This window comes from Rhizobium sp. PvP014 (genome assembly GCF_017876855.1).
GTDB lineage: Bacteria > Pseudomonadota > Alphaproteobacteria > Rhizobiales > Rhizobiaceae > Neorhizobium > Neorhizobium soli.
On the sequence record NZ_JAGIOT010000001.1, the window covers coordinates 648,740 to 669,135 of the forward strand.

The 20,396-nt window shown below is 61.0% G+C and carries 20 protein-coding genes and 1 riboswitch; of the genes, 7 read left to right on the top strand and 13 right to left on the bottom strand.

Annotated features, from left to right (window positions below):
• Positions 1 to 7: 7 nt before the first annotated feature.
• Genes J3A65_RS02945 through J3A65_RS02970 form a run of 6 tightly spaced genes read left to right on the top strand, consistent with a single transcriptional unit; the run spans position 8 to position 7,584 of the window.
• Positions 8 to 1,273: a M20/M25/M40 family metallo-hydrolase gene (locus J3A65_RS02945; protein ID WP_245341420.1), complete on the top strand. Its 1,266-nt coding sequence runs from the start codon at positions 8 to 10 to the stop codon at positions 1,271 to 1,273.
• A 40-nt stretch (positions 1,274 to 1,313) separates the two neighbouring features.
• Positions 1,314 to 2,864, top strand: coding sequence for an ABC transporter substrate-binding protein (locus J3A65_RS02950; RefSeq protein WP_209899283.1), 1,551 nt, complete (start codon positions 1,314 to 1,316; stop codon positions 2,862 to 2,864).
• Positions 2,865 to 2,922: 58 nt separating this feature from the next.
• Positions 2,923 to 3,870, top strand: a complete 948-nt coding sequence (locus J3A65_RS02955) for an ABC transporter permease (protein WP_092663122.1) — start codon at positions 2,923 to 2,925, stop codon at positions 3,868 to 3,870.
• Complete coding sequence (locus J3A65_RS02960; RefSeq protein WP_062459577.1) at positions 3,863 to 4,687, top strand: ABC transporter permease; 825 nt, start codon at positions 3,863 to 3,865, stop codon at positions 4,685 to 4,687. Before J3A65_RS02955 ends, J3A65_RS02960 begins: the two co-directional genes overlap by 8 nt.
• Before the next feature lie 10 nt (positions 4,688 to 4,697).
• The gene (locus J3A65_RS02965) at positions 4,698 to 6,341 is read left to right on the top strand and encodes an ABC transporter ATP-binding protein (RefSeq protein WP_209899288.1); all 1,644 of its coding nucleotides are present in this window, start codon (positions 4,698 to 4,700) and stop codon (positions 6,339 to 6,341) included.
• Positions 6,342 to 6,363: 22 nt separating this feature from the next.
• Positions 6,364 to 7,584, top strand: a complete 1,221-nt coding sequence (locus J3A65_RS02970) for a M20/M25/M40 family metallo-hydrolase (protein WP_209899291.1) — start codon at positions 6,364 to 6,366, stop codon at positions 7,582 to 7,584.
• A gap of 166 nt (positions 7,585 to 7,750) precedes the next feature.
• On the opposite strand, the gene J3A65_RS02975 is transcribed toward J3A65_RS02970, so the two are convergent.
• Genes J3A65_RS02975 through J3A65_RS03010 form a run of 8 tightly spaced genes read right to left on the bottom strand, consistent with a single transcriptional unit; the run spans position 7,751 to position 14,141 of the window.
• On the bottom strand, positions 7,751 to 8,704 hold the full coding sequence (locus tag J3A65_RS02975; RefSeq protein ID WP_209899294.1) for an aliphatic sulfonate ABC transporter substrate-binding protein: 954 nt from the start codon (positions 8,702 to 8,704) through the stop codon (positions 7,751 to 7,753).
• A 33-nt stretch (positions 8,705 to 8,737) separates the two neighbouring features.
• Positions 8,738 to 9,442: an ABC transporter ATP-binding protein gene (locus tag J3A65_RS02980; RefSeq protein ID WP_209899297.1), complete on the bottom strand. Its 705-nt coding sequence runs from the start codon at positions 9,440 to 9,442 to the stop codon at positions 8,738 to 8,740.
• Positions 9,439 to 10,233: an ABC transporter permease subunit gene (locus J3A65_RS02985; RefSeq protein ID WP_245341421.1), complete on the bottom strand. Its 795-nt coding sequence runs from the start codon at positions 10,231 to 10,233 to the stop codon at positions 9,439 to 9,441. The genes J3A65_RS02980 and J3A65_RS02985 overlap by 4 nt, the downstream gene beginning before the upstream one ends.
• Positions 10,230 to 11,030 (bottom strand): bifunctional hydroxymethylpyrimidine kinase/phosphomethylpyrimidine kinase, encoded by an 801-nt coding sequence (thiD, locus tag J3A65_RS02990; protein ID WP_209899303.1) that lies wholly within the window; start codon positions 11,028 to 11,030, stop codon positions 10,230 to 10,232. Before thiD ends, J3A65_RS02985 begins: the two co-directional genes overlap by 4 nt.
• Positions 11,027 to 11,686 (bottom strand): thiamine phosphate synthase, encoded by a 660-nt coding sequence (thiE, locus tag J3A65_RS02995; protein WP_209899306.1) that lies wholly within the window; start codon positions 11,684 to 11,686, stop codon positions 11,027 to 11,029. The genes thiD and thiE overlap by 4 nt, the downstream gene beginning before the upstream one ends.
• Positions 11,676 to 12,416, bottom strand: a complete 741-nt coding sequence (locus J3A65_RS03000) for a hydroxyethylthiazole kinase (RefSeq protein WP_209899309.1) — start codon at positions 12,414 to 12,416, stop codon at positions 11,676 to 11,678. The genes thiE and J3A65_RS03000 overlap by 11 nt, the downstream gene beginning before the upstream one ends.
• The gene (locus J3A65_RS03005) at positions 12,416 to 13,360 is read right to left on the bottom strand and encodes an ABC transporter substrate-binding protein (RefSeq protein ID WP_209899312.1); all 945 of its coding nucleotides are present in this window, start codon (positions 13,358 to 13,360) and stop codon (positions 12,416 to 12,418) included. The genes J3A65_RS03000 and J3A65_RS03005 overlap by 1 nt, the downstream gene beginning before the upstream one ends.
• Positions 13,361 to 13,376: 16 nt before the next feature.
• Positions 13,377 to 14,141 carry an ABC transporter permease gene (locus tag J3A65_RS03010; RefSeq protein WP_209899315.1) on the bottom strand — a complete coding sequence of 255 codons (765 nt, stop codon included), beginning with the start codon at positions 14,139 to 14,141 and terminating at the stop codon, positions 13,377 to 13,379.
• A gap of 133 nt (positions 14,142 to 14,274) precedes the next feature.
• Positions 14,275 to 14,377, bottom strand: a riboswitch (TPP riboswitch).
• 160 nt (positions 14,378 to 14,537) lie between these two features.
• Here J3A65_RS03010 and J3A65_RS03015 point away from each other — a divergent pair.
• The gene (locus J3A65_RS03015) at positions 14,538 to 14,783 is read left to right on the top strand and encodes a DUF2934 domain-containing protein (protein WP_209899318.1); all 246 of its coding nucleotides are present in this window, start codon (positions 14,538 to 14,540) and stop codon (positions 14,781 to 14,783) included.
• A gap of 106 nt (positions 14,784 to 14,889) precedes the next feature.
• Here the strand turns inward: J3A65_RS03015 and J3A65_RS03020 are convergent, their stop codons facing one another.
• The 5 genes from J3A65_RS03020 to ugpC all read right to left on the bottom strand — a co-directional run bounded on the left by J3A65_RS03020 (position 14,890) and on the right by ugpC (position 20,396).
• Entirely contained in the window at positions 14,890 to 17,433 is a 2,544-nt protein-coding gene (locus J3A65_RS03020; RefSeq protein WP_209899321.1) for an EAL domain-containing protein, read from the bottom strand.
• 232 nt (positions 17,434 to 17,665) lie between these two features.
• Positions 17,666 to 18,250 carry an SCO family protein gene (locus J3A65_RS03025; protein WP_245341422.1) on the bottom strand — a complete coding sequence of 195 codons (585 nt, stop codon included), beginning with the start codon at positions 18,248 to 18,250 and terminating at the stop codon, positions 17,666 to 17,668.
• Positions 18,250 to 18,747 (bottom strand): copper chaperone PCu(A)C, encoded by a 498-nt coding sequence (locus J3A65_RS03030; protein ID WP_062459619.1) that lies wholly within the window; start codon positions 18,745 to 18,747, stop codon positions 18,250 to 18,252. The genes J3A65_RS03025 and J3A65_RS03030 overlap by 1 nt, the downstream gene beginning before the upstream one ends.
• Positions 18,748 to 18,791: 44 nt before the next feature.
• Positions 18,792 to 19,256: a hypothetical protein gene (locus tag J3A65_RS03035; RefSeq protein ID WP_209899324.1), complete on the bottom strand. Its 465-nt coding sequence runs from the start codon at positions 19,254 to 19,256 to the stop codon at positions 18,792 to 18,794.
• Between the two features lie 75 nt (positions 19,257 to 19,331).
• Complete coding sequence (ugpC, locus tag J3A65_RS03040) at positions 19,332 to 20,396, bottom strand: sn-glycerol-3-phosphate ABC transporter ATP-binding protein UgpC (protein WP_062578050.1); 1,065 nt, start codon at positions 20,394 to 20,396, stop codon at positions 19,332 to 19,334.

Genomic DNA, 20,396 nt, shown 5'->3' on the forward strand with positions numbered 1-20,396 from the left:
GTCTGCCATGGCAGCGATTGACCGCGATGTCGAGATGGCCGTGCAGGATCTTGCACGGATGGTTGCGGTCGACACCACCTTTCCGCCGGGCGAAGGCTATGGCGCGTTTGCCGATCTGATGACCGAGTTGCTGATGCCGCTCGGCTTCGAATTCGAGCGCGTGACGGTGCCTCACGACCTCTGGCATGTCGAGGGCGGACCGGCGTCCGGCGAACGCATCAATCTCGTTGCAAGGCGCGAAACGGACAGGCCTGTCTGCGGTCTCTACTATCATGTCGATACGGTTCCGGTTGCTCCGGGCTGGAGCCGCGATCCGCTGAAGCTGACGGTCGAAGGCGATGACCTTTTCGGGCTTGGTGCTGCCGACATGAAGGGCACAATCGCTGCGACGCTTCTGGCGCTTCGGGCGGCACGCGAATGCGGCGTTTCTCTCGCTTACGATCCGATGCTGCTCCTGTGCACGGATGAAGAAGGCGGTCTGTATCCCGGCATTCGCTATCTCGCGGAACAGGGCATGCTCAAGGGGCATATCCTCAATTTCAACGGAACGGCCGCACCACGCATCTGGGCGGGCTGCTTCGGGATCTTCAACCTGCAGGTCACGATTACCGGCCATGCGGTCCATGCCGGCGAGGGCAATCGCACCGGCGCGGGTGTGAATGCCATCGAGGGCGCCTTGCCGGTTCTGAATGCGCTCGCAGCGCTGAAGCCTGACGTGGCCAAACGCGCATCCAAGCTCGCTCCGCCGCCGCATGCAACCGGGCCGCTGCGGCCACAGCTGACCATCTCTGCCATCAACGGCGGCACGGCGGGCGGGCAGGTTCCGGCCGAAGTGAAGATCCTCGTCAGCCGTCGGTATGCGCCGGAAGAACGCTATGAGGACGCACGCGCCGAGATCGAAGCGACGATCCGAAATTGCATCGAAGGGACAGAGCTCGGGCTCAAAGTCGATCTTGTCGGTCATCTGATCCCGACCGACGATCCCGATGGCCCGCACTGGCCGCGCTGGCAACAGGCGCTTTCGCTCGGCTTCGGATACGAGCCGAACGATTTTCAGAAATGGGGCGCCGCCAGCTGTTCGGACTTCGGCTATGTCCAGAAGGCCGGCTTTGGCCCTGAAGTATTGCTCGGTGGCCTCGGCCGCCCGGAAAGCTGCATCCACAGCCCGGAAGAGCACACGACCCGACAGGACATCATCGCACTCGCAAAAAGCATTCTCGCCTATCTCGCGGCGGATTTCGCTGCCGAGGCCATGCCCGAAAGTCGCATATAACCATACCAAGCAGCATCGAAGCATAAAGGGAACGATAAACATGCTGGAAATGAAACGCCGCTTCTTCCTGGCCGGCACCGCCGCCATTCTCGCAACGCCATCGCTGGGCTCTGCCCAGGCCGCAGCACCGGCCAAGGGCGGTACGCTGAAAATCTCCGTCGACCAGGCCGTCAGCGTCATCCACCCGCTTCTGACTCGCGTCAACCCGGAATACCTGGTGACCGAGCTGCTCTACAGCAACCTCACCCGTCTCAAGGTCGACATGTCGGTCGAGCCGGATCTGGCCGAAAGCTGGACACCGAACGAGGCGCTGACCGAATGGACGTTCAAGCTGCGCACCGGCGTTACCTTCCACGATGGCTCGCCGTTCACGGCCAAGGACGTCGTCGCAACCTTCAAGGCAATCCTTGATCCGGCGACAGCATCTCCCGGCCGCAACAATGTCGGTCCGATCGCCGATATCGTTGCCGTCGACGATGCAACCGTCATGTTCAAGCTGACCGGCGCCTATGCCGACCTTCCCGTCTCCATGGCCTATACAAGCGCCCGCATCATTCCGGCTTCGATCGCCACCGGCGACCTGAAGAGCCTGTCGACCAAAGCCGTCGGTACGGGTCCGTTCAAGCTGGTCTCCTATGAGCCCGATCGCCTGATCGTCGTCGAGCGCAACGAGAAATATTACGACCCGGCTCGTCCTTATCTTGACCGCGTCGAAGTGCAGGTCTTCCCGGACATTTCCGCTGAAGGTTCCGCGATGATGTCTGGCGATGTCGACATCGTCTCCACCATCCAGCCGACCGAATATCTGCGCCTCGACGGCAGCGATGGCGTCGACGTGCTGCGCACGCCGTCCGGCCAGTTCTGCAACATCAACTTCGGTTGCGATACGGCGCCCTTCAACGATCCGCGCGTTCGCCGCGCCATCGCACTGACCGTCGATCGTGAGGCAATGGTCGGTTTCGTCACCGAAGGTTTCGGAACACAGGGTAACGACACGCCGCTCAACGGCTCCTACCAGTTCTTCAAGGGCGTCAAGCAGCGCGAGCAGAACATCGAGGAAGCCAAGAAGCTGCTTGCAGAAGCCGGGTTCCCGAACGGTTTTGAAGCCACCCTTGTCGCCTCCGACCGCCCCGCTGTTCGCACGCAGCTTGCCGTCGCGCTGAAGGAAATGGCCAAGGAAGTCGGCATCAAGATCAACGTGCAGACGATGCCGCATGCGACCTACCTCGAGCAGGTGTGGAAGAAGGGCTCTTTCTACGTCGGCTTCTACAACATGCAGCCGACACCTGATGGCATCTTCAAGCTGCTCTACACGTCGGACGCATCCTGGAACGAGACGCGCTGGAACAACAAGGCGTTCGATGCGCTGGTCAACGAAGCGCGCGGAACGATCGACACCGACAAGCGGACCGAGCTCTACACCAAAGCGCAGGAGATCATGAACGAGGAGGTTCCCTCGATCATTCCGTCCTTCTTCGACGTCCTCTCGGCCAAGCGCAGCTGGGTTTCAGGTTACGAAGCGCATCCGCGCGCATCCGTGTTCCGTCTCGACTATGTCTCGCTGACAGCAGACGCACCCAAGCGCGGCTGATCTCAAAACCTGCCGGACGCCACCGGGCGTCCGGCTCTCTTGTACGAGGAACACGACCCTGTCCCCGAATTACATAGCCAAGCGGCTGGTGATGATCGTCTACACGCTGTTCGTCGTGTCGCTGATCGTCTTTGCCATAACCCAGGTCCTGCCGGCCGACGCGGCCGTCATGATGTTGGGCGAAAACGCGACCCAGGAAGCGCTCGACGCGCTGCGCGCAACCATGGGCCTGAACGCGCCGATCTGGCAGCAGTATCTTACCTGGCTGTGGCACGTGGTTCAGGGGGATCTCGGAACTTCGCTGCGCACCGGCCAGCCGGTCGGCCCGGTCATGTTCGAAGCGCTCGGTCGCTCGCTGCTTCTGGCCTTCCTGTCGATCGGCCTGATGCTGGTTCTCGCCATCCCGCTCGGCATCATCGCCGCCATCCGTCGCGGCAAGGTCGCCGACATGGTGGTGAGCCTGATCTCCTATGCGGGCGTCGCACTTCCGGAATTCGTGACGGCAACTGTCGCCGTGCTGTTCTTCGCCGACTGGCTGAAGTGGCTGCCGCCGACCGGTTACGTGCCGCTGACCGAGGACTTTTCCCGCGGGATCGCCCATCTCGTCCTGCCCGTCTGCGTCATCTCGATCATCCTGATTGCCCATGTGTCGCGCATGGTTCGGTCCGAACTGGTGGACGTGCTGCATACCGACTATATCCGCGCCGCACGGCTCAAGGGGATTTCCCGCGGACAGGTTCTGCGCCGCCATGCGCTGCGCAACGCGCTTCTTCCCACCATCACCATTGTCGCGCTCGATGTCGGTTATCTTCTGGGCGGCGTCATCGTCGTGGAAGAGATCTTTGCCATTCCGGGCATCGGACGCCAGCTGATCGTCGCCATCCAGGCCCGCGACTTGCCGGCGATCCAGGCCGGCGTACTGATCATGGCTGCCACCTATTCGATCGTCAATTTCATCGCCGACATCCTCTATGCCTGGCTCGACAAGAGGATCCAGTATGATTGATTTCACGAAACGTCTGTTGAAGACGCCGCAGGGCGCGATCGGAATTTTCCTCGTCGTGTTCGTGCTGCTAGTCGTCGTCTTCGGTCCTCTGGTCGCGCCGCACGATCCGGAAAAGCTGTCACCTCTTGCACGCTATAAAGGTCCGAGCCTCACCTACTGGCTCGGCACCGACCAGTATGGTCGCGATATTTTCAGCCGGCTTCTGATCGGAGCGCGTGCCACCGTCGTCATGGCGGTTCTCGCCACCATCGTCGGCACCCTGATCGGGGCGCTGATCGGAACCGCCTCCGCCTTTCTCGGCGGTCGTGCGGACGAGTTGATCATGCGCACCATCGATGCCGTCATGTCGATACCGAGCCTGCTGTTTGCCCTTCTGGTGGTCAACCTTCTCGGCTCCAGCACCGTCAATGCGCTGGTCGCCGTCGCCATCGCTTTTGCGCCGGGCATGGCCCGCATCACCCGCAGCGTTGCGCTGTCGGTGCGAAAGCAGGACTACGTCAACGCGGCCGTCGCACGGGGCGAAAGTGCCGGCTACATCATTCGCCGCGAAATGCTGCCGAACGTGATTGCACCGATCATCGTCGAGATGACCATTCGCGTGTCCTTCGCGGTGATGCTGTTTGCGACCTTAAGCTTTCTCGGTCTCGGCGCCCAGCCACCGGCTGCCGAATGGGGACTGATGGTATCGGAAGCGCGCCGCTACATGCATCTTTCCGCTGGCATCCTGATCTGGCCGAGCGTGGCGATCGCGATCGTCGCCGTCGGTTTCAACCTCCTGGGCGACGGTCTCCGCGATGCCCTCAATCCGCGGGCCTGAGGTGAAAATAATGACCAATACTGAACACCCTTCGCCCGCTACGCCAGTTCTCACAATCGAGAACTATTCGCTCGATTACGAGACCGCGAACGGCCCGTTTCACGCGCTGAAGAATATCGATCTCGCCATCAGCCGTGGCGAGATCCTCGGCCTCGTTGGCGAATCCGGGTCCGGCAAGACGTCGCTTGCATGGTCGATCATGCGCTACCTGCCCAAGAACGCCCGCGAGCCCGGGGGACGCATCCTGCTGGGCTCCGACAATCTGCTGGAAAAGGCGGAACGTGAAATGGAAACGTTTCGCGGACGCCGGATCAGCATGGTGTTCCAGGATCCGAGCACATCGCTCAATCCGACCCTCTCGCTCGGCAAACAGCTGGCCGAAGTCCTCGTTCGCCACCGCGGCTTGTCCTGGCAGCAGGCCTGGACGGAAGGCGAGGCGCGGCTTGCCCATGTCGGGCTGAAGACGCCGGCCCAGATGATGCACCGCATGCCGCATGAGGCATCGGGGGGCGAAAAGCAGCGCGTCGTCATCGCATCCGCGTTTGCCTGCAATCCCGAATGCATCATCTTCGACGAGCCGACCACTGCCCTCGACGTGATCACCTCGCGACAAATCCTCGATCTCTTCGTCGAGCTGCAGGCCGAAACAGGCGTCGCCTCGCTTTACATCTCGCACGACCTTGCGCTGGTTGCTCGCACCGCCGGCCGCGTCGCCGTCATCAAACGCGGCGAGATCGTCGAGCAGGGCACGGTGCGTGACATCTTCACCAATCCGCAGCAGGACTATACCCGCGAGCTGATCAACGCGGTTCCCGATCCGGCCCGCCGGCTGGTAAACGATGATGTCGCTCCGACGGAGAAGCCGCTGGTCGAGGTCGAGAATGTCAGCGTCCATTTCGGTCGCAAGCCGTTCCTTTCCGCCCTGACCGGCCGGAAGACCGAGCGCGTGACCGGCAACAATGCGATCAGCCTCAGCATCAGTCCGGGAGAAATTCTCGGCATTGTCGGAGAATCCGGCTCGGGCAAATCGACGCTCGCCAAGGCCATGACCGGCCTCAACCGGTTCGAGGGCAAGATCCGGTTCGAAGGACGCGAGATCCGCAATCTCGGCGATATGGACAATGCCTATCGCAAGGACGTGCAGATCATCTTTCAGCACCCGGATGCCTCGCTCAATCCGCGTCAGAAGATTTTCGAGATCCTCTCGCGGCCGCTAAAACTGTTCGGCGATGCAAGCGATCTTGAGCGACAGGTCGGGGACATGCTGGAGCAGGTGCGCTTGCCGCGCACCCACGCAAACCGCTATCCGCATCAGCTCTCGGGCGGCGAGAAGCAGCGCGTGGCGATTGCCCGTGCCTTCGCCTCCAAACCGAAGCTGGTCATCTGCGACGAGATCACCTCTGCGCTCGACGTCTCGGTGCAGGCGTCGGTCGTGGAGCTTCTGCTGGAACTGCAAAAGGCCAGCGGTACCGCATACCTGTTCATCACCCACGATCTCAACCTGATCCGCCAGATCGCCCACCGGATTGCCGTAATGTATCGCGGCGATCTGATCGAGGTGGTGAAGGCGTCCGAGATCGATAGTCCCGACCGGGCGGAATACACCCGCCGCCTGATCGAGGCGGTGCCACGCGCCGCCGCTCAATACCAGTAATACCGCATCAAGGAGCATGACAATGGACCCGAAGTCCCTCGTGGATCGGATCGACGAAAAGGCCTGCCTCGATTTTCTGTCGAAGATGGTTCAGCACAAGAGCCATTCGGAAACCGAAGGCGAGAAGGTTCTGGCGCGCTGGATGGCGGCTGAGCTCGCAAAGATCGGCGTCGAAGCCGAGCTGCAGCCCTTCGACGATGGCCGGCGGTTCAACACGATCGGTCGCCTGAAAGGCCAAGGCGGCGGCAAGAGCCTGCTGTTCAACGGCCATCTCGATACCAATCCGGTCACCGAAGGCTGGACGGTCGACCCCTATGCCGGTCTCGTCGACGACAAATTCATTTACGGTATCGGCGTTTCCAACATGAAGGCCGGCGATGCCGCCTATTTCTGCGCGGTGAAGACGCTGCTCGAGGCGGGCGTCAAGCTCAAGGGCGACGTGATCCTGACCTTTGTCGTCGGCGAATTGCAGGGCGGCGTCGGCACACTTGCTGCCATCAAAAGCGGCGTGAAGGCCGACTATTTCATCAACAGCGAACCGAGCGATCTCGTTGCCGTCACCATGCATGCGGCAGCACTGAGCTATGTCATCGAGCTGACCGGCGACACCCGCCACCTGTCGAAGCGCGAGGAATCCGTCGACGCGATTGCCGCCGCCTGCGATATCATCCCGCGCATCAACGCGATGACCTTCAGCGGTGCCAGAAGCGATGTGCACCGCTCGATCAACCGCGGCCATGTCGGTGTCGTCCATGGCGCGCTCGGCCGCGACCTCGAGGAATGGCGTCCGCCGCAAGTGGCCGACTTCGTTCGCCTCAAAGGATCGTGCCGCTATGCGCCCGGCCAGACGCAGGAAGGCGTTCTCGCCGATCTCGACAAGGAGTTGCGGGCACTTGAGGGCCGGTTCCCGGGCCTGAAGGCAAAGCTGGTTCCCGAGATGATCGAAGGCCGTCCGTTGATGCCGCCCTTCGAAGTATCGCCGGATAGCCGCATCGTGACCTCGATCAATGCGGCCTATGAGGCCGTCCGCGGTGAAAAGCAGCCGACCGGCGCGATCACGCCGACGCGCTTCTATGGCACCGATGCCGGGCATCTCTACCATGAGCTCGGTATGGAAGGCATCGTCTGCGGTCCGGGTGGTCGTTACAACACCATGCCGGACGAGCGTGTCGACATCGTCGATTTCCTCGACATGATCCGCGTCTACATGCTGACCATCCTCGATATCTGCGAAGTGGCCTGAAACCTGGTCTCCCGGGTGAAACGATCGCAATATCGCCTTCTCCCGGGAGGCCATCTTCCCATCTGATACGGACTTTCGATGCATGGCTTCATCGCGCACGGGGCAGCAACGATTTTGCCGGCAATCGACCCCGAGCGACGCAGGGGCCGGGCGAGCCCGTCGAGACTTACTTCAGCTCAACGACGCCGTCAGCAATGTCGGGCACTGCCGGAATGATTCCGCTTTTGGCGTACCACTCAGCGACGGCGTTGATCTGCTTTACGGCCGATTGCGAAACGGCTGTCGTCGGCACCGCATTGTTTTCGCCGATCTTCGCCCCGAGTTCTGCCGGTACAATCATTTCCTTCGCCCAGATCGCCCCGGCCTCCGGCTTGTTGGCAACTGCCCAGGCGTTTTCCGCTTTGATGACATCGAAGACGAGCTGCAGCTGATCGGCCTTGGCCTTGGCGAATTCGCGGCTCGCGACAAGAACGACAGCGTTGTCGGACCTGATGGCGGCGCCATCGGCGATGACCCTGCCGTCATAGGCTTTTTCCGCGATGGTCAGGAACGGATCCCAGGTCGCCCAGGCGTCGACATGGCCCTGGCTGAAGCTCGGGCCGCTGTCGCTGGGGCTGAGATAGACGCGTTCGACGCTCGTCTGATCAATCCCGTTCGTCTCCAGTCCGCGCATCAGCAGATATTCCCCCGTTCCCCCGCGGTTCACTGCCACCTTTTTGCCGGCGAGGTCCTCGATGGCGGCGATGCCGGAACCCTTCGTCGCCACGATGCCCTCAGAGCCTGGCGCCATCTTCTGATAGGCAAAGATTACCAGCGGGATTTTTGCGGAAAGGGCTGCAATCGCCGATGTCGAGCTGCCGGCCGCGATATCGATGCTGCCGGCGTTGAGCGCTTCGAAAGCGGGTGCCGCCGCCGGGAAGGGGCCGGCCCACTCGACCTTGATGCCCTTTTCGGACAGCGCCTTTTCCAGCGTGCCCCGCGACTTGGCGAGCGTGATGTCGTTGGGTCCCCGCAACCAGCCGATCCGCACCACCTGATCGGCTGCCTGGACAGGAGGGGCAAACACGGCGGCGGCACTGAAGAGGGTGACGGCGGCAAGGAATGTACGCTTGGAAATCATAGCTCAGTCCAATCTGCGGTTTTCACATGGAAGTCAGTCTTGCGTGGGGAGGACGCCGAGCTCTTCCAGCAGCGCCGCTTCGATGCGGCCCGTTCTGGGGTCGTCGCGGCGACGGGGGCGGTCGATATCGACATTGATTTCGCGGATGAAATGTCCCTGATCGAGCACCAGGACTCGGTCTGCAAGCGCCACGGCCTCCCAGACATCATGGGTGACGAGTAGCACCGCCGGGCTATGTTTGCGCCACAGCGCGAGGACGAGCTCATGCATCCGCAACCGCGTCAGCGCGTCGAGCGAGGCAAAGGGTTCGTCCAGCAGCAGCAATTCGGGTTCACGCACGAGAGCCCGCGCAAGCGCCGATCGCTGCGCCTCGCCGCCCGAGAGCGTCAGTGGCCAGGCGTCGATCCTGTGCGACAGGCCGACTTCCTCCAGTGCATGTGTGGCGAGCGTCCGGGCATCCGGGTGTCGCAGACCGAGCGCGACGTTGTCGATGACGCTTTTCCATGGAAGCAGGCGCGGTTCCTGGAAAACCACCGAACGCCGGGTGGTCAGCTGCAGCCTTTCGGCCGCGGCGGTATCGAGACCGGCGAGAATGCGCAACAGCGTGGTTTTTCCGGAACCACTGCGGCCGAGCAGGGCGACGAATTCGCCGGGCGCCATGGCGAGGTCGATGCCGTCGAGAACGGCCGCGCCGCCAAACGAGCGGGTGAGTTGCCTGATGTCGACGAGGGGGATCAACCGAACACCACCGGACGCCAGCGCAGCGCATAAGCTTCGATCACGCGCACGAGACCGTCGGTCAGCAGGCCGAGGATCGCGTAGACCAGAAGGCAGACGACGATGACATCGGTCTGCAGGAAGTCGCGGGCATAGGAAATGGTGTATCCGATGCCGCTTGCGGCATTGATTTGTTCGCCGACGACGAGGCTGAGCCAGGCGACGCTGAGGCCGTATCGGACGCCCACGAGCAGCGAGGGCAGGGCGCCTGGAATGATGATATGGCGAATGATGCTTGTCGTGCCGAGGTCGATTGTCTGCCCCGCCTCGATCAGCTTCCTGTCAATGCCGCGAATGCCGCCATAAAGGGTGAGGTAGATCGGAAAGATGGCGCCGAAGGCGACGAGCCCGATCTTCGGCATCTCGCCGATCCCGAACCAGAGAATGAATAGTGGCAGAAGACCCAGGAACGGCATCGCCTTCAGCATCTGGATCGGCGGGTCTATCACCGCTTCTCCGAACCGAGACAGGCCGGAGATCAGAGCCAGAACAATCCCGGCGACGAGCGCAATCGAAAAGCCTGCAAGCACCCGCAGGAACGATACGATCAGCCCGTTGATCAGTTCACCGGACGCGATGAGGCGGCTGGCTGTCGCGACGATGTCGCCCGGTCCGGCCAGAATGCGCGGCGACAGCAGTCCCGTCATGCTGGCGATCTGCCAAATGACAAGGAGGGCAACCGGCGAGGCAAGCCGCGACGCGAACTGCGCCAGGCGTCCGGCCCTTGCAGGACCCTCGATAGCTCGGCTCATGCTGGCCACCATTTGTGGAAGTGGTGGACCGGGCCATGCCCGCCGCCGATCGAGAGGTTTCTTCCGGCAATGAGAGCGTCCTGAAGATAGGTCTTCGCAGCTCCAACGGACTCGTGCAGCGACAGGCCGCGGGCGAGGCCGGCGGTGATGGCCGCCGCAAGCGTGCAACCGGTGCCATGGTCGTTTTTCGTATCGACACGGGGAGAAGAAAACGCCGTCACGCCCGACTGATCGAACAGGAGATCGATGCTGTCGCGGCCGCACCCGTGACCGCCCTTCATCAGCACGGCACGGGCTCCGGCGTTGAGGATGATCTCCGCCTGACGGGTCATGTCGGACCGGGTTTCGGCAACGGGCATGCCGGTCAGCAGTGCAGCTTCAGGCAGGTTCGGCGTCACGATCGTCGCTTTCGGAACGAGGCTGGCAATCAGGGCGGAGATTGCGTCCTCGCGCAGCAGCCGGTCTCCCGAGGTCGCGACCATGACCGGATCGAGGACCATAGGACCGCGATAGTCTGCCAGGCCCTCGGCAACCGCGCGGATTGTTTCGCAGCGTGAAACCATGCCGATCTTGATCGCATGGACCTCGATATCGGCAAGCACTGCGCGCATCTGCTCCCGGATCATTGTCGGCGAAATGTCTTCAACGGCGCTCACGCCCCGCGTGTTCTGGGCGGTCACTGCGGTAATGACGCTGGTCGCGAACACATCGAGGGCGGAAAATGTCTTGATATCGGCCTGGATGCCGGCCCCTCCGCCACTGTCGGAACCGGCGATGGTCATGGCAACGGATGTCATCGCTTCACCTCGCTCAGAGCTTCATCGACCCTTCGCCGAAAACTGCGGCAGGCGTCTGCAGGATCCGGTGCGCGGAAGATTGCCGAGATAACCGCGACACCGTCAGCTCCGGCCTCAATGACGCTCCGCACCTGCTCGAGCCCGATACCCGCGATGGCGCCAACCGGGAGGGTCGGATCCATTTGTCGCAACCTTTCGCGCAGATCCCGAAAGCCATCGAGGCCGACCGGAGGATCGGGGTTCTGCTTCGACAAGGTCTCGAATACTCCCCCGATACAGGCATAGCTCGCTTGCGCCCGGCCGGCGCGTTCCGCATCGGCACGTGTCTTGACGGTGAGGCCGATGATGGCCTCGGGGCCAAGCAGTTGGCGTGCGATCGCGGCATCCATGTCATCAGCACCCAGATGCACGCCGTCAGCGCCTGAAGCGAGCGCCACATCGACACGGTCGTTGATCACAAGCGGCACGCCGGTGCCTTCAAGGGCGGCCTTGATGCTTTTGGCCATGGCGATCATCTGCCGGGTGGAGCCGGTCTTGTCGCGGTACTGGATCAGCGTCGCGCCGCTTCTCGCAGCCAGCGCCGCGAGACCGACGAGGTCGCCGACATCGGTGAGACCAGCATCGACGATCGGGTTCAGTCGGTAATCAAATCTCATGGCCGATCCTTCCGTGCAAACTGAGCTCTTCGGCCGTGAGCGCTGACAGCGCATCCAGGAAGGCAACGGCGAAACTGCCGGGGCCGCGCGCGTGCTCGGCGGCCTGTTCGGCTGCAACACCGGTCGTCGCCAAGGCCGCAGCGGCCGCAGCCAGTGCATCCGGTTCGATGGCAAGAAAGGCAGCGATGATGCCGCCTGAAAGGCACCCGGTCCCGGTGACATCCGCCATCCATCGATGGCCATTCCGAACAGCGGCGGTTCGCGCGCCATCGGTCAGCCGGTCGTGAGCACCGGTCTCGATTGTCAGTTTTTCGCCTATGTCTCCGAACAGCGCCATCTCTGCGCTATTGCCGCGAAGGGCCGTCGGCCCGCGGGCGATCAATGTCTTTGCAAACTCAAGCCGGACCGGGGAATAATCGCTATGCACGGGATCGAGGATCCATGGTTTCCCCTGATCAATTGCAACATCGACGGCCAGGTCGATGACCTTGCGACGGTCTGCATCCAGTGTACCGAGATTGACGACGAGGACATCCGCTTTCGAGACGAAACCGACGATTTCATCCGGGGAGGAGGTCATCGACGGAATGGCGCCGATCGCGGTGAGACCATCGGCGACGAATTTCTGCACCACCGTGTTCATCAGACAATGGACGCGTGGGCGCCGGGCCCGCACACGTGCCAGAAGATCGCCGGCCTGTTGCGGCGTCGGGTAATTGTTCATTGTCATCACCGGATTTCGATCGCCACGTCTTCGACCGGCGGGGCCTGCGGAATAAGGCCGCTCGCGGCCATGAACTCACCGAAGCGCTGGTAGCGACCCCGATCCAGCGCTGCAGGCCGTTTGGCGAAACGCGGCAGCGTGTCGGTGAACGCCTGACGATTGAGCGGGTCGTCGAGGTTGGGATAGGCCTTGATGAACAGTTTCCAGGCATCATCGGGGTGATTGGTCAGGAAAATTGCAGCCTTCTCGACGGCTTCGAGAAAGCGGGGCAGGCGAGGATCTGTCGCCAGCCCGTCGCGCGTCACGAAGATCAGCTCGTCATAAACAGGGACGCCGTGTTCTTCCGGAAAGAAGGAACGACCCTCGTGCCCTTCGATCCGCATCTGCGTCAGTTCGAAGTTTCTAAAACCGCCAAGCGTGGCATCGACCTTGCCGCCGATCAGCGACGGCGAGAGGGCGAAATTGACGTTGATCAGTTGGACCTCGGTAAGTGCAACGCCTTCGCCTTCGAGCATGCGCTTCAACATCGCATCTTCGAAACCCGTCACCGAAAAACCGACCTTCTTGCCGCGCAGATCCTTGAGGCTCTTGATCGGGCCATCCGCGAGAACCGTTACCGTGTTCAAGGGCGTTTCGACGAGCGTGCCGAACCGCTTGAGCGGCAGGCCGACTGCACGATCGAGATACAGGTTCGGCTGGTAGTGGATGCCGATATCGGCCTGGCCGGCGGCAACGAGGCGAGGCACCGTCGACGGGTCGGCGGGAGGCACCAGCTCGACATCGAGGCCGGCGGCTTTGAAATAGCCGTTTTCGGCGGCAATCACGAGCGGCGCATGGTCCGGGTTCACAAACCATTCGAGCATGACGGTGAGTTTTTCTGCCGCCTGGCTAGCGGACGCAATCATGCTCACGGATAGGGCAATGGCAAAGGCCAGAAGCATGCGTTTCATGGGTGGTCGTCTCTCCTCACGATGATAACTGTGTCTGTTGTTCGGTCTCGATTGCCCAATGGGGGCGTCCCTTTACGAGACGGTCGAAACCCAGGCGCAGCGCGACGCTGGTCAGGGCCAGGATGGTCATGGCTGCGAAAACGGTGTCGGTCTGCATCCGGGCGTTCGCCTGAACCATGACAAAGCCGAGCCCGGCTGAAGCCCCGACCCATTCGCCGATCACGGCACCCAGCGGCGCGAGCGGCACGGCGACGCGCAGACCGGACACGAGCGCCGGCAGCGCAAGCGGTGTTCTGAGCCTCACAAGGATCTGCCAGGGCGTCGCTCTTGTCAGCGCGGCGGCTTCCAGGATCGCCGGTTCCGTCCGCCTCAGGCCATCTGCGAAGGCGGAGGCGACCGGGAAGAAGATGACGAGCGTCGTCATCATCACTTTCGACGCCATGCCGAAACCGAGCCATAGCACCAGGATGGGTGCCAGCACGAAGACCGGAAAGGTCTGCAGGATAAGAATGATCGGCCAGACAAGCCTGCCGGTGCGCGGGAATGCCACAACGAGAAACGCGACCGCCGCACCGAAGATGCTGCCGGCGACGAGACCTGCAAAAAACTCGGTGATGGTGACAGCGGTATGATGAGCGAGGAAGCTGCTCTGACGCACCAATGCCTGCACCACCGCGAGTGGTGACGGCAAAAGATAGCGCGGCGGTGAAAAGACCTGAACGGCTATCTGCCAGCTTACCAGCAGCAGAAAAAGCCCGAGGGCTGCGAACCGGGAGTGCATGTCAGTGCTGAGGCGTGAAACCGTCGAACCGCATTCGTCCTATATGGGAATCTCTCGAGAGCGTAAGCATGGCTGATCTCCTGACCTTGACATCATGGAGATCCAGGCGAGCGGAGAATAAGAAAGAGGTGCGGTATTGCGCCGTTTCCGTTCCTACGCCGGTATGACCCGGATCAGGTTCAAGGGTCCGGCTCACCGCCATCTCAGCACCGTTCGATGCTCCCCTCGGAATGACGCCAAGGTTGGACAAAGAAACGGGCTTTGTCAATCGCTTGCGATCGCTGTCCGGCAGAGCCTGCGCGGCGAGCTGACAAAAATTTTATTCTATGTCATCCGCCTCAAGGAAACCCGGGGCCCGTCCGCTGGTTATGTCTTCGCAACTTAGGAGGAGCAACCATGACCGATAGAGAACAGGAACAGCGCGAACGGGCCTACAGACTGTGGGAGGAAGAAGGCCGTCCTGACGGGTCCCATGACGATCACTGGAAGCGTTCCGAGCATCCAGCCGACATGTCGGATCAGGAAAGCGACGATGTGACCAAGGTCAACCAGCAGGCTGATGCCGCGTTTGGTGGAGAGAACGGTGCAGCGGCCGACGATGCCGCCACAATCCGACCTCCGTCGTCAGTCGCGCCGGACTGACGACGACCGCGGCAGTCTGGATAGGTATCCAGACCTGCCCTGCATGAAAGGGGTTGGCACAACACCTCGAAGTATCGGCTGCCGATAGTTCGGCCGTCGACACACTTCAGCCGTCATGAACACCGTTCGTCCGGTCCACTTTATGCGTCGTCGGGCGATCGAGAACCTGACCGAAACACACGACGGCCACCCGTTTTCCGGTGGCTTTCGCCAGATACATATAGTCGTCAGCGCGTTTGACATAGGTTTGCGGCGTGTCTTCGGCCTGGAGGAACGTAACGCCGACCGCGGCACCCGTGAATGTCACCTGGCCATCGATGGGGATCGGCTTGAACACCCTTTCCATCGTTTCCTGAATATGCGTCTGCATATCGCCCGCGTACTTGCGATCCATGTCGAGAAGAATAGCAAACTCGTCTCCTCCGACCCTGGCGATGAAATCCGTCGCTCGGAAACTTTCGCGAAGTCTCGCCGAGATCGTTCGCAGGACTTCGTCGCCTGCGGAATGCCCCAGACTGTCGTTGACGATCTTGAAGCCGTTGAGATCGATGTAGGCGATGGCGAGCTTTCTGTCATTGAGCAGGTTGCGGGCAACCTCTCCGGCGACAACTTCATCGAAACAGGCTCGGTTTGGGAGTCCTGACAGGGCATCGGTCTGCGCGGAGGTTTTCAGAGCGCTTTCGATAGCGCGCTGCTGCCTGACGCGGGCAGACACATCGACAATGACCTCCACATCGAATGAAACGCCATCGACGATCGTGCGTTGCGCCGAAATCAGGGTTGGGATGATCGTACCATCCGAATGCGCAATTTCAACATCTTCGAGCTCGTAGGCGCCGTCCTCGCGCAATAGCCGGTGCCGTCTGTCGCGGGCGGGATTGTCGATCGCTGCACCCTCGGAAATCAGCTTCTTTCCGTTGATCTCGTCCCATTTCAGGCCGGTGAGCTTCAGATAGGCATCGTTGACTTTGACGTAGCTCGAGGTTTTCGTGTCGCTCGTCGTGATGGCCATGGCAATGGGCGCGGACTCAAACATCCTCATCAGCATCGAGATCAAGTGTTGCGTCGGCAGGACATCAGCCTGGTCCGGATCATGCCAGACATGAGGAGCCTTCACGGATACTTTCCCGTCCAGCGGGACCTCCGTGGGCACGATCTCGGTGATGGTGCCGTACCATTTCACGATCTTGCCGGTCGCATCGCGATGAGGCTTTGCTCGACTGACCATCCATCGCCAGCTGTCGTCGTGCAGACGCATGCGAAACCTGGTTTCAAAGGGGTCGCCGGATGGCAGCCATCCAAGCCATTCCCGTCGAACCCGCAAACTGTCGTCCGGATGCATCCGACCGTACCAGTCCGCGATCCGGTCACGCATCCTGGACATCGTCGGGTCTGGCGTTGGCCCCATGAAATTGACAATGCCTTCGGCATCGCTCGACCAGGGAATGTTGGGGCTGAGTTCGATCGACCATCGTGCGTGGTCTTCCGTCTCGGTCAGCGCCTTTTCCATCGACTTGTGACCGGTAACATCGATCGCCGTGACCGAAATGCCGATCGGCTCGCCGGCGTCGTCATCGACCCGCTGGTTCACCACGAGGAGAATGTTCTCACTTCCGGGCGGACGATATTCGTCCACAATCAAAGGCTCGCCCGCAAGGACTCGCTGAAGATCTTTGGTGACCCGGCGCGCCTCTCGTGCCGGCATGAAACTGTGAACGGTGAGCCCGATCATCTGCTCGGGCGTTAATCCCAGCATTGCAGCGAACCGATTGTTTACACTGACATGGCGCAAGTCTGAATCGAGAAAGCAGAGACCGACCGGTGCCGCCTCATAGAGCGTTTCCAGTTGATGGACCCGCTGGAACAGCGAGCCGGTTCCGCGGCGTTCCGTGAGTGGCTTCTGCTTGCTGACAGCGAGAAGCCGTTCTGTCGCATCACCGTCGACAGGTCTGCCAAACAGCCACCCCTGTCCAACGTCGCAACCAAGGCGCTTCAGCATTTCTGCCTGTTCTTCGGTTTCAACGCCCTCGGCAACAACCGTCATGCCAAGGCTTTGCCCCAGCCCAATGACCGAGGCGACGATTTTCCGGCTGCCGCTGTCATGCTGCATGGAGCGCACGAAGCTTGTGTCGATCTTCAGTTTGTCGAAGGGGAACGCGTGAAGCCGCGTCAGGCTGGCAAAGCCGGTCCCGAAGTCGTCGAGGGAGATACCCATTCCGGCAGACTTGAGCGATGCAATGTTTTCCCTGACGACTGTATCGTCATCGAGCAGTGCGCTTTCCGTCATTTCGATATGGATTCGGTTCATCGGAAACCCGGTTTCCGAGATTATCGAAGCCAGAAAGTGGAAGAGGTCTGGGTCCTGAAACTGCGTCGGCGACAGGTTGATCGCGAGGACAAAGTCTCCCCTCCAGCTTGCAGCTTTGCGACAGGCATCCTGGACGATCTTTTGCGTCAAAGCGCCAATCAGATTGCTGGTTTCGGCGAACGGAATGAAATCTGAAGGTGCGATGGCACCTGCTTCAGAATCGGTCCAACGCGCAAGAACCTCAAAGCCGATGATCGCACCGCTCTGCAGATCGACAAGCGGCTGAAATGCCGGCCAGATCGCATCGGTTGAGAGGGCGTCGGAAAGTCGTCGCTTTGACAAGATGCCGTCTTTGGCGGACGCGGGTCTTTTTGTCGAAACCTGCGGTGCAGATTTCCGATTTGCCGGACCGATATGTCGACCAGAGATCATGGCACTTTCCACACTTGCGGAAAAGCAATGTCAGAGACCGCTTAAGAATAGATTAGCATGGCTTAATTTAAGAAGCGATGCGTATCTGTCGGCATCTACGTTCGTTCGATGGCCGCCATGAGCTATGGCCCCGCTCGTGAGACTACAGGAGCGCGCTGCGGATCTTGCTGATGGCGACGTCGGGATCCGAGCCATAGGGAATGAGCCCCTTCAACCGGCCATCCGCACCGATCAGGAACAGATCCATCGTGTGGCTCATGGAATAGCCGCCACTCTTGTTCGGCTTCTTTTCCGCGAATGCGCGCCATCCGGCGACCACCCGCCGGATCTCTTCAGGCGTTCCGGTCACCCCCGTGATCCGGTCCGAAAAGGCGGTGACATAGCCGTTCATGATGTCAGGGGTGTCCCGTTCCGGATCGACCGTGACCAGGTAGCTTTTGATCGGCAGGCCATCTTCACCCAGTTCCTTGAGGTATCCAGCAACTTCATAAAGCGTCGTCGGGCAGGCTTCCGGGCAATGCGTGTAGCCGAAATAGACCAGTGACGGGTTGCCCTTGAAGATCGACTGATCGACCGCTTCTCCCCGATCGTTGATCAGAGAAAACGCGGTATTGAATGTGGTGTTTCTTGGCTCATCCTTGAACGTGAAGAAGAGGACTCCGACGAGGACAGTGATGAAGATTGCCGAGATCGTTGTGGCAACCAGCATGAACGGGTTCTTCGTCATCAGTCGTGACCTTCGTGAGCGGCGTGAGGCCTTTGCGCACCGGCAAACGGTCCGACGGCAAACTCGACCTCGATCGGCCCGGCCTTTTCAAAGATGAGCGTGACCGCCAGCGTCTCGCCCTCCTTGAAAGGTCTAGAGACATTCGTGAACATGAGATGATAGCCACCGGGTTCCAGCTTGACGGTAGACTTGGCCGGCACGGGGATACCGTTGTCCAATTCCCGCATTTCCATCACGGCGCCGGTCATCTTCATCTCGTGGATCTGGACTTCTTCGGCACGATCAGACTTCGCACCGACAAGCCGATCGGCCGCGCCGGCGTTGTTGATCGTCAGGTAACCCCCTCCGACCTTTGCCACCGGCAGCATGGCGCGGGAAAAGGCGGATTCGATCGTGATATTACCGGTCCCGTGTGCATGCATGTGCTGGGAAGATGCGGTGCCAGGCAGCATCAATGCCACGGCCGCTACAAGAAATTTCGCTCGGATTGTCGACATGGGTATTCGCCTTCGATGTAGCAGAATCGGTTTTGCTTATTCCGTCAGCTACGAAGAGGGGGCCCTCTGGCCGAGGTGCTGGTCAGCAGGACGAACCGAGAAAGGCTTTCGTTGGATTGCCAATGCGCGTGCACGATCTCGCGCAGGATCGGCGCACCCAACGTATCTGTCGGCAGTGGCAGTATTGATGCCGTCACATGCCGGCAGGCGTCGCAGGAGATCTTGCTTTCACCTTTATCGTGATGCGTTTTCCCGGCTTCCGAGGGAAGGCAAAGATCAGGCAGACTTCCGTCCGGGAGGATGTAGGACGCAATCGCGATGGTCTCGATCGAGCGCGCATTGGCGGTCGGATGGGAATTGGCAAATCCGAGCAACAGAAACGCAAGGCTGCAGAGAATGCGCAACCCTACCTGTCTAATCTGCCCAAAACGCCGGATCATCTCGCCTATCAGCTTATCATGCAGCCCAAGGTCATAATGAGTTACGGCAACCCATGCAATGAGTTGCAACCACGAGGACATTGTGACGCAGATGAGCCGCGCGGGCAGACGACCCGCCCGATCGCGTGCAGCGCTGAATTGGCGTCAGAGGCTCACGCCGCTTTCCCGGTCGAAGACGTAGACAAGGTTTTTGTCGATGCCGGCGCGAAACTGCGTTCCGTGTCGCACGGGATGGTCTCCATCGACGATGGCGGTCATCTGCTGGCCGGCAAATTCAAACAGCACATGCGTCTGGGCGCCCGTCGGTTCGACGAGCAGCGTTTCTCCACCGATATTGTCGCCGCCGGCCGTCAGGTGTTCGGGGCGGAGCCCGAGCTTGACGCTCTGGCCGCGACGGACCTTGCGCAGCGGCGAAATGTCGATTGCGGATCCTTCCGCCAGACGAACGACCGGTCTGTCGTTTTCGCCGTCGATCGTGCCGTCGAGCAGGTTCATCGCGGGTGAGCCGATGAAGCCCGCGACGAAGAGGTTGGCAGGCGTCCGGTAGAGCTCCATCGGCGTGCCGACCTGCTCGATGCGGCCGGAATTGAGAACGACGATCCGGTCGGCAAGCGTCATCGCTTCGATCTGGTCATGCGTCACGTAAATGGACGTCGTCCCGACCTTCTGGTGCAGCGCCTTGATCTCGGTGCGCATCTGCACGCGCAGTTTGGCGTCGAGATTGGACAAGGGTTCGTCGAACAGAAAGACTGCCGGATCGCGAACGATCGCCCGTCCCATCGCGACGCGCTGCCGTTGCCCGCCGGAAAGCTGGCTGGGCTTGCGGTCCAGCAGATCCTCGAGCGCCAGCATGCGGGCAGCTTCTCCGACGCGGGTCGCGATGTCAGGCTTGGTGACACCGGCAAGCTTGAGGTTGAAGCCCATGTTCTCGCCGACCGTCATGTGCGGGTAGAGTGCGTAGGACTGGAAGACCATCGCGATGTTGCGTTCCCGCGGTGTCATAGCGTTGACCACAGTTCCACCGATCGTGATTTCGCCCTCGCTGATGTCCTCGAGCCCGGCGATCATGCGAAGCAGCGTCGACTTTCCGCAGCCTGACGGCCCGACCAGGGCGATGAATTCGCCGTCATCGACCGACAGCGAGATATCGTGCACCACTTGAAGCGCGCCGTAGCTCTTGCGAACGTTTGTAAGGCCAACCGATGCCAT

Bases quoted from the DNA above. Each gene is read 5' to 3' on its own strand.
- J3A65_RS02945 (WP_245341420.1), top strand. From the start codon at position 8: ATGGCAGCGATTGACCGCGATGTCGAGATGGCCGTGCAGGATCTTGCA.
- J3A65_RS02950 (WP_209899283.1), top strand. From the start codon at position 1,314: ATGCTGGAAATGAAACGCCGCTTCTTCCTGGCCGGCACCGCCGCCATT.
- J3A65_RS02960 (WP_062459577.1), top strand. From the start codon at position 3,863: ATGATTGATTTCACGAAACGTCTGTTGAAGACGCCGCAGGGCGCGATC.
- J3A65_RS02965 (WP_209899288.1), top strand. From the start codon at position 4,698: ATGACCAATACTGAACACCCTTCGCCCGCTACGCCAGTTCTCACAATC.
- J3A65_RS02970 (WP_209899291.1), top strand. From the start codon at position 6,364: ATGGACCCGAAGTCCCTCGTGGATCGGATCGACGAAAAGGCCTGCCTC.
- J3A65_RS02975 (WP_209899294.1), bottom strand. From the start codon at position 8,704: ATGATTTCCAAGCGTACATTCCTTGCCGCCGTCACCCTCTTCAGTGCC.
- J3A65_RS02985 (WP_245341421.1), bottom strand. From the start codon at position 10,233: ATGAGCCGAGCTATCGAGGGTCCTGCAAGGGCCGGACGCCTGGCGCAG.
- thiD (WP_209899303.1), bottom strand. From the start codon at position 11,030: ATGACATCCGTTGCCATGACCATCGCCGGTTCCGACAGTGGCGGAGGG.
- thiE (WP_209899306.1), bottom strand. From the start codon at position 11,686: ATGAGATTTGATTACCGACTGAACCCGATCGTCGATGCTGGTCTCACC.
- J3A65_RS03000 (WP_209899309.1), bottom strand. From the start codon at position 12,416: ATGACAATGAACAATTACCCGACGCCGCAACAGGCCGGCGATCTTCTG.
- J3A65_RS03005 (WP_209899312.1), bottom strand. From the start codon at position 13,360: ATGAAACGCATGCTTCTGGCCTTTGCCATTGCCCTATCCGTGAGCATG.
- J3A65_RS03010 (WP_209899315.1), bottom strand. From the start codon at position 14,141: ATGCACTCCCGGTTCGCAGCCCTCGGGCTTTTTCTGCTGCTGGTAAGC.
- J3A65_RS03015 (WP_209899318.1), top strand. From the start codon at position 14,538: ATGACCGATAGAGAACAGGAACAGCGCGAACGGGCCTACAGACTGTGG.
- J3A65_RS03025 (WP_245341422.1), bottom strand. From the start codon at position 18,250: ATGACGAAGAACCCGTTCATGCTGGTTGCCACAACGATCTCGGCAATC.
- J3A65_RS03030 (WP_062459619.1), bottom strand. From the start codon at position 18,747: ATGTCGACAATCCGAGCGAAATTTCTTGTAGCGGCCGTGGCATTGATG.
- ugpC (WP_062578050.1), bottom strand. From the start codon at position 20,396: ATGGCATCGGTTGGCCTTACAAACGTTCGCAAGAGCTACGGCGCGCTT.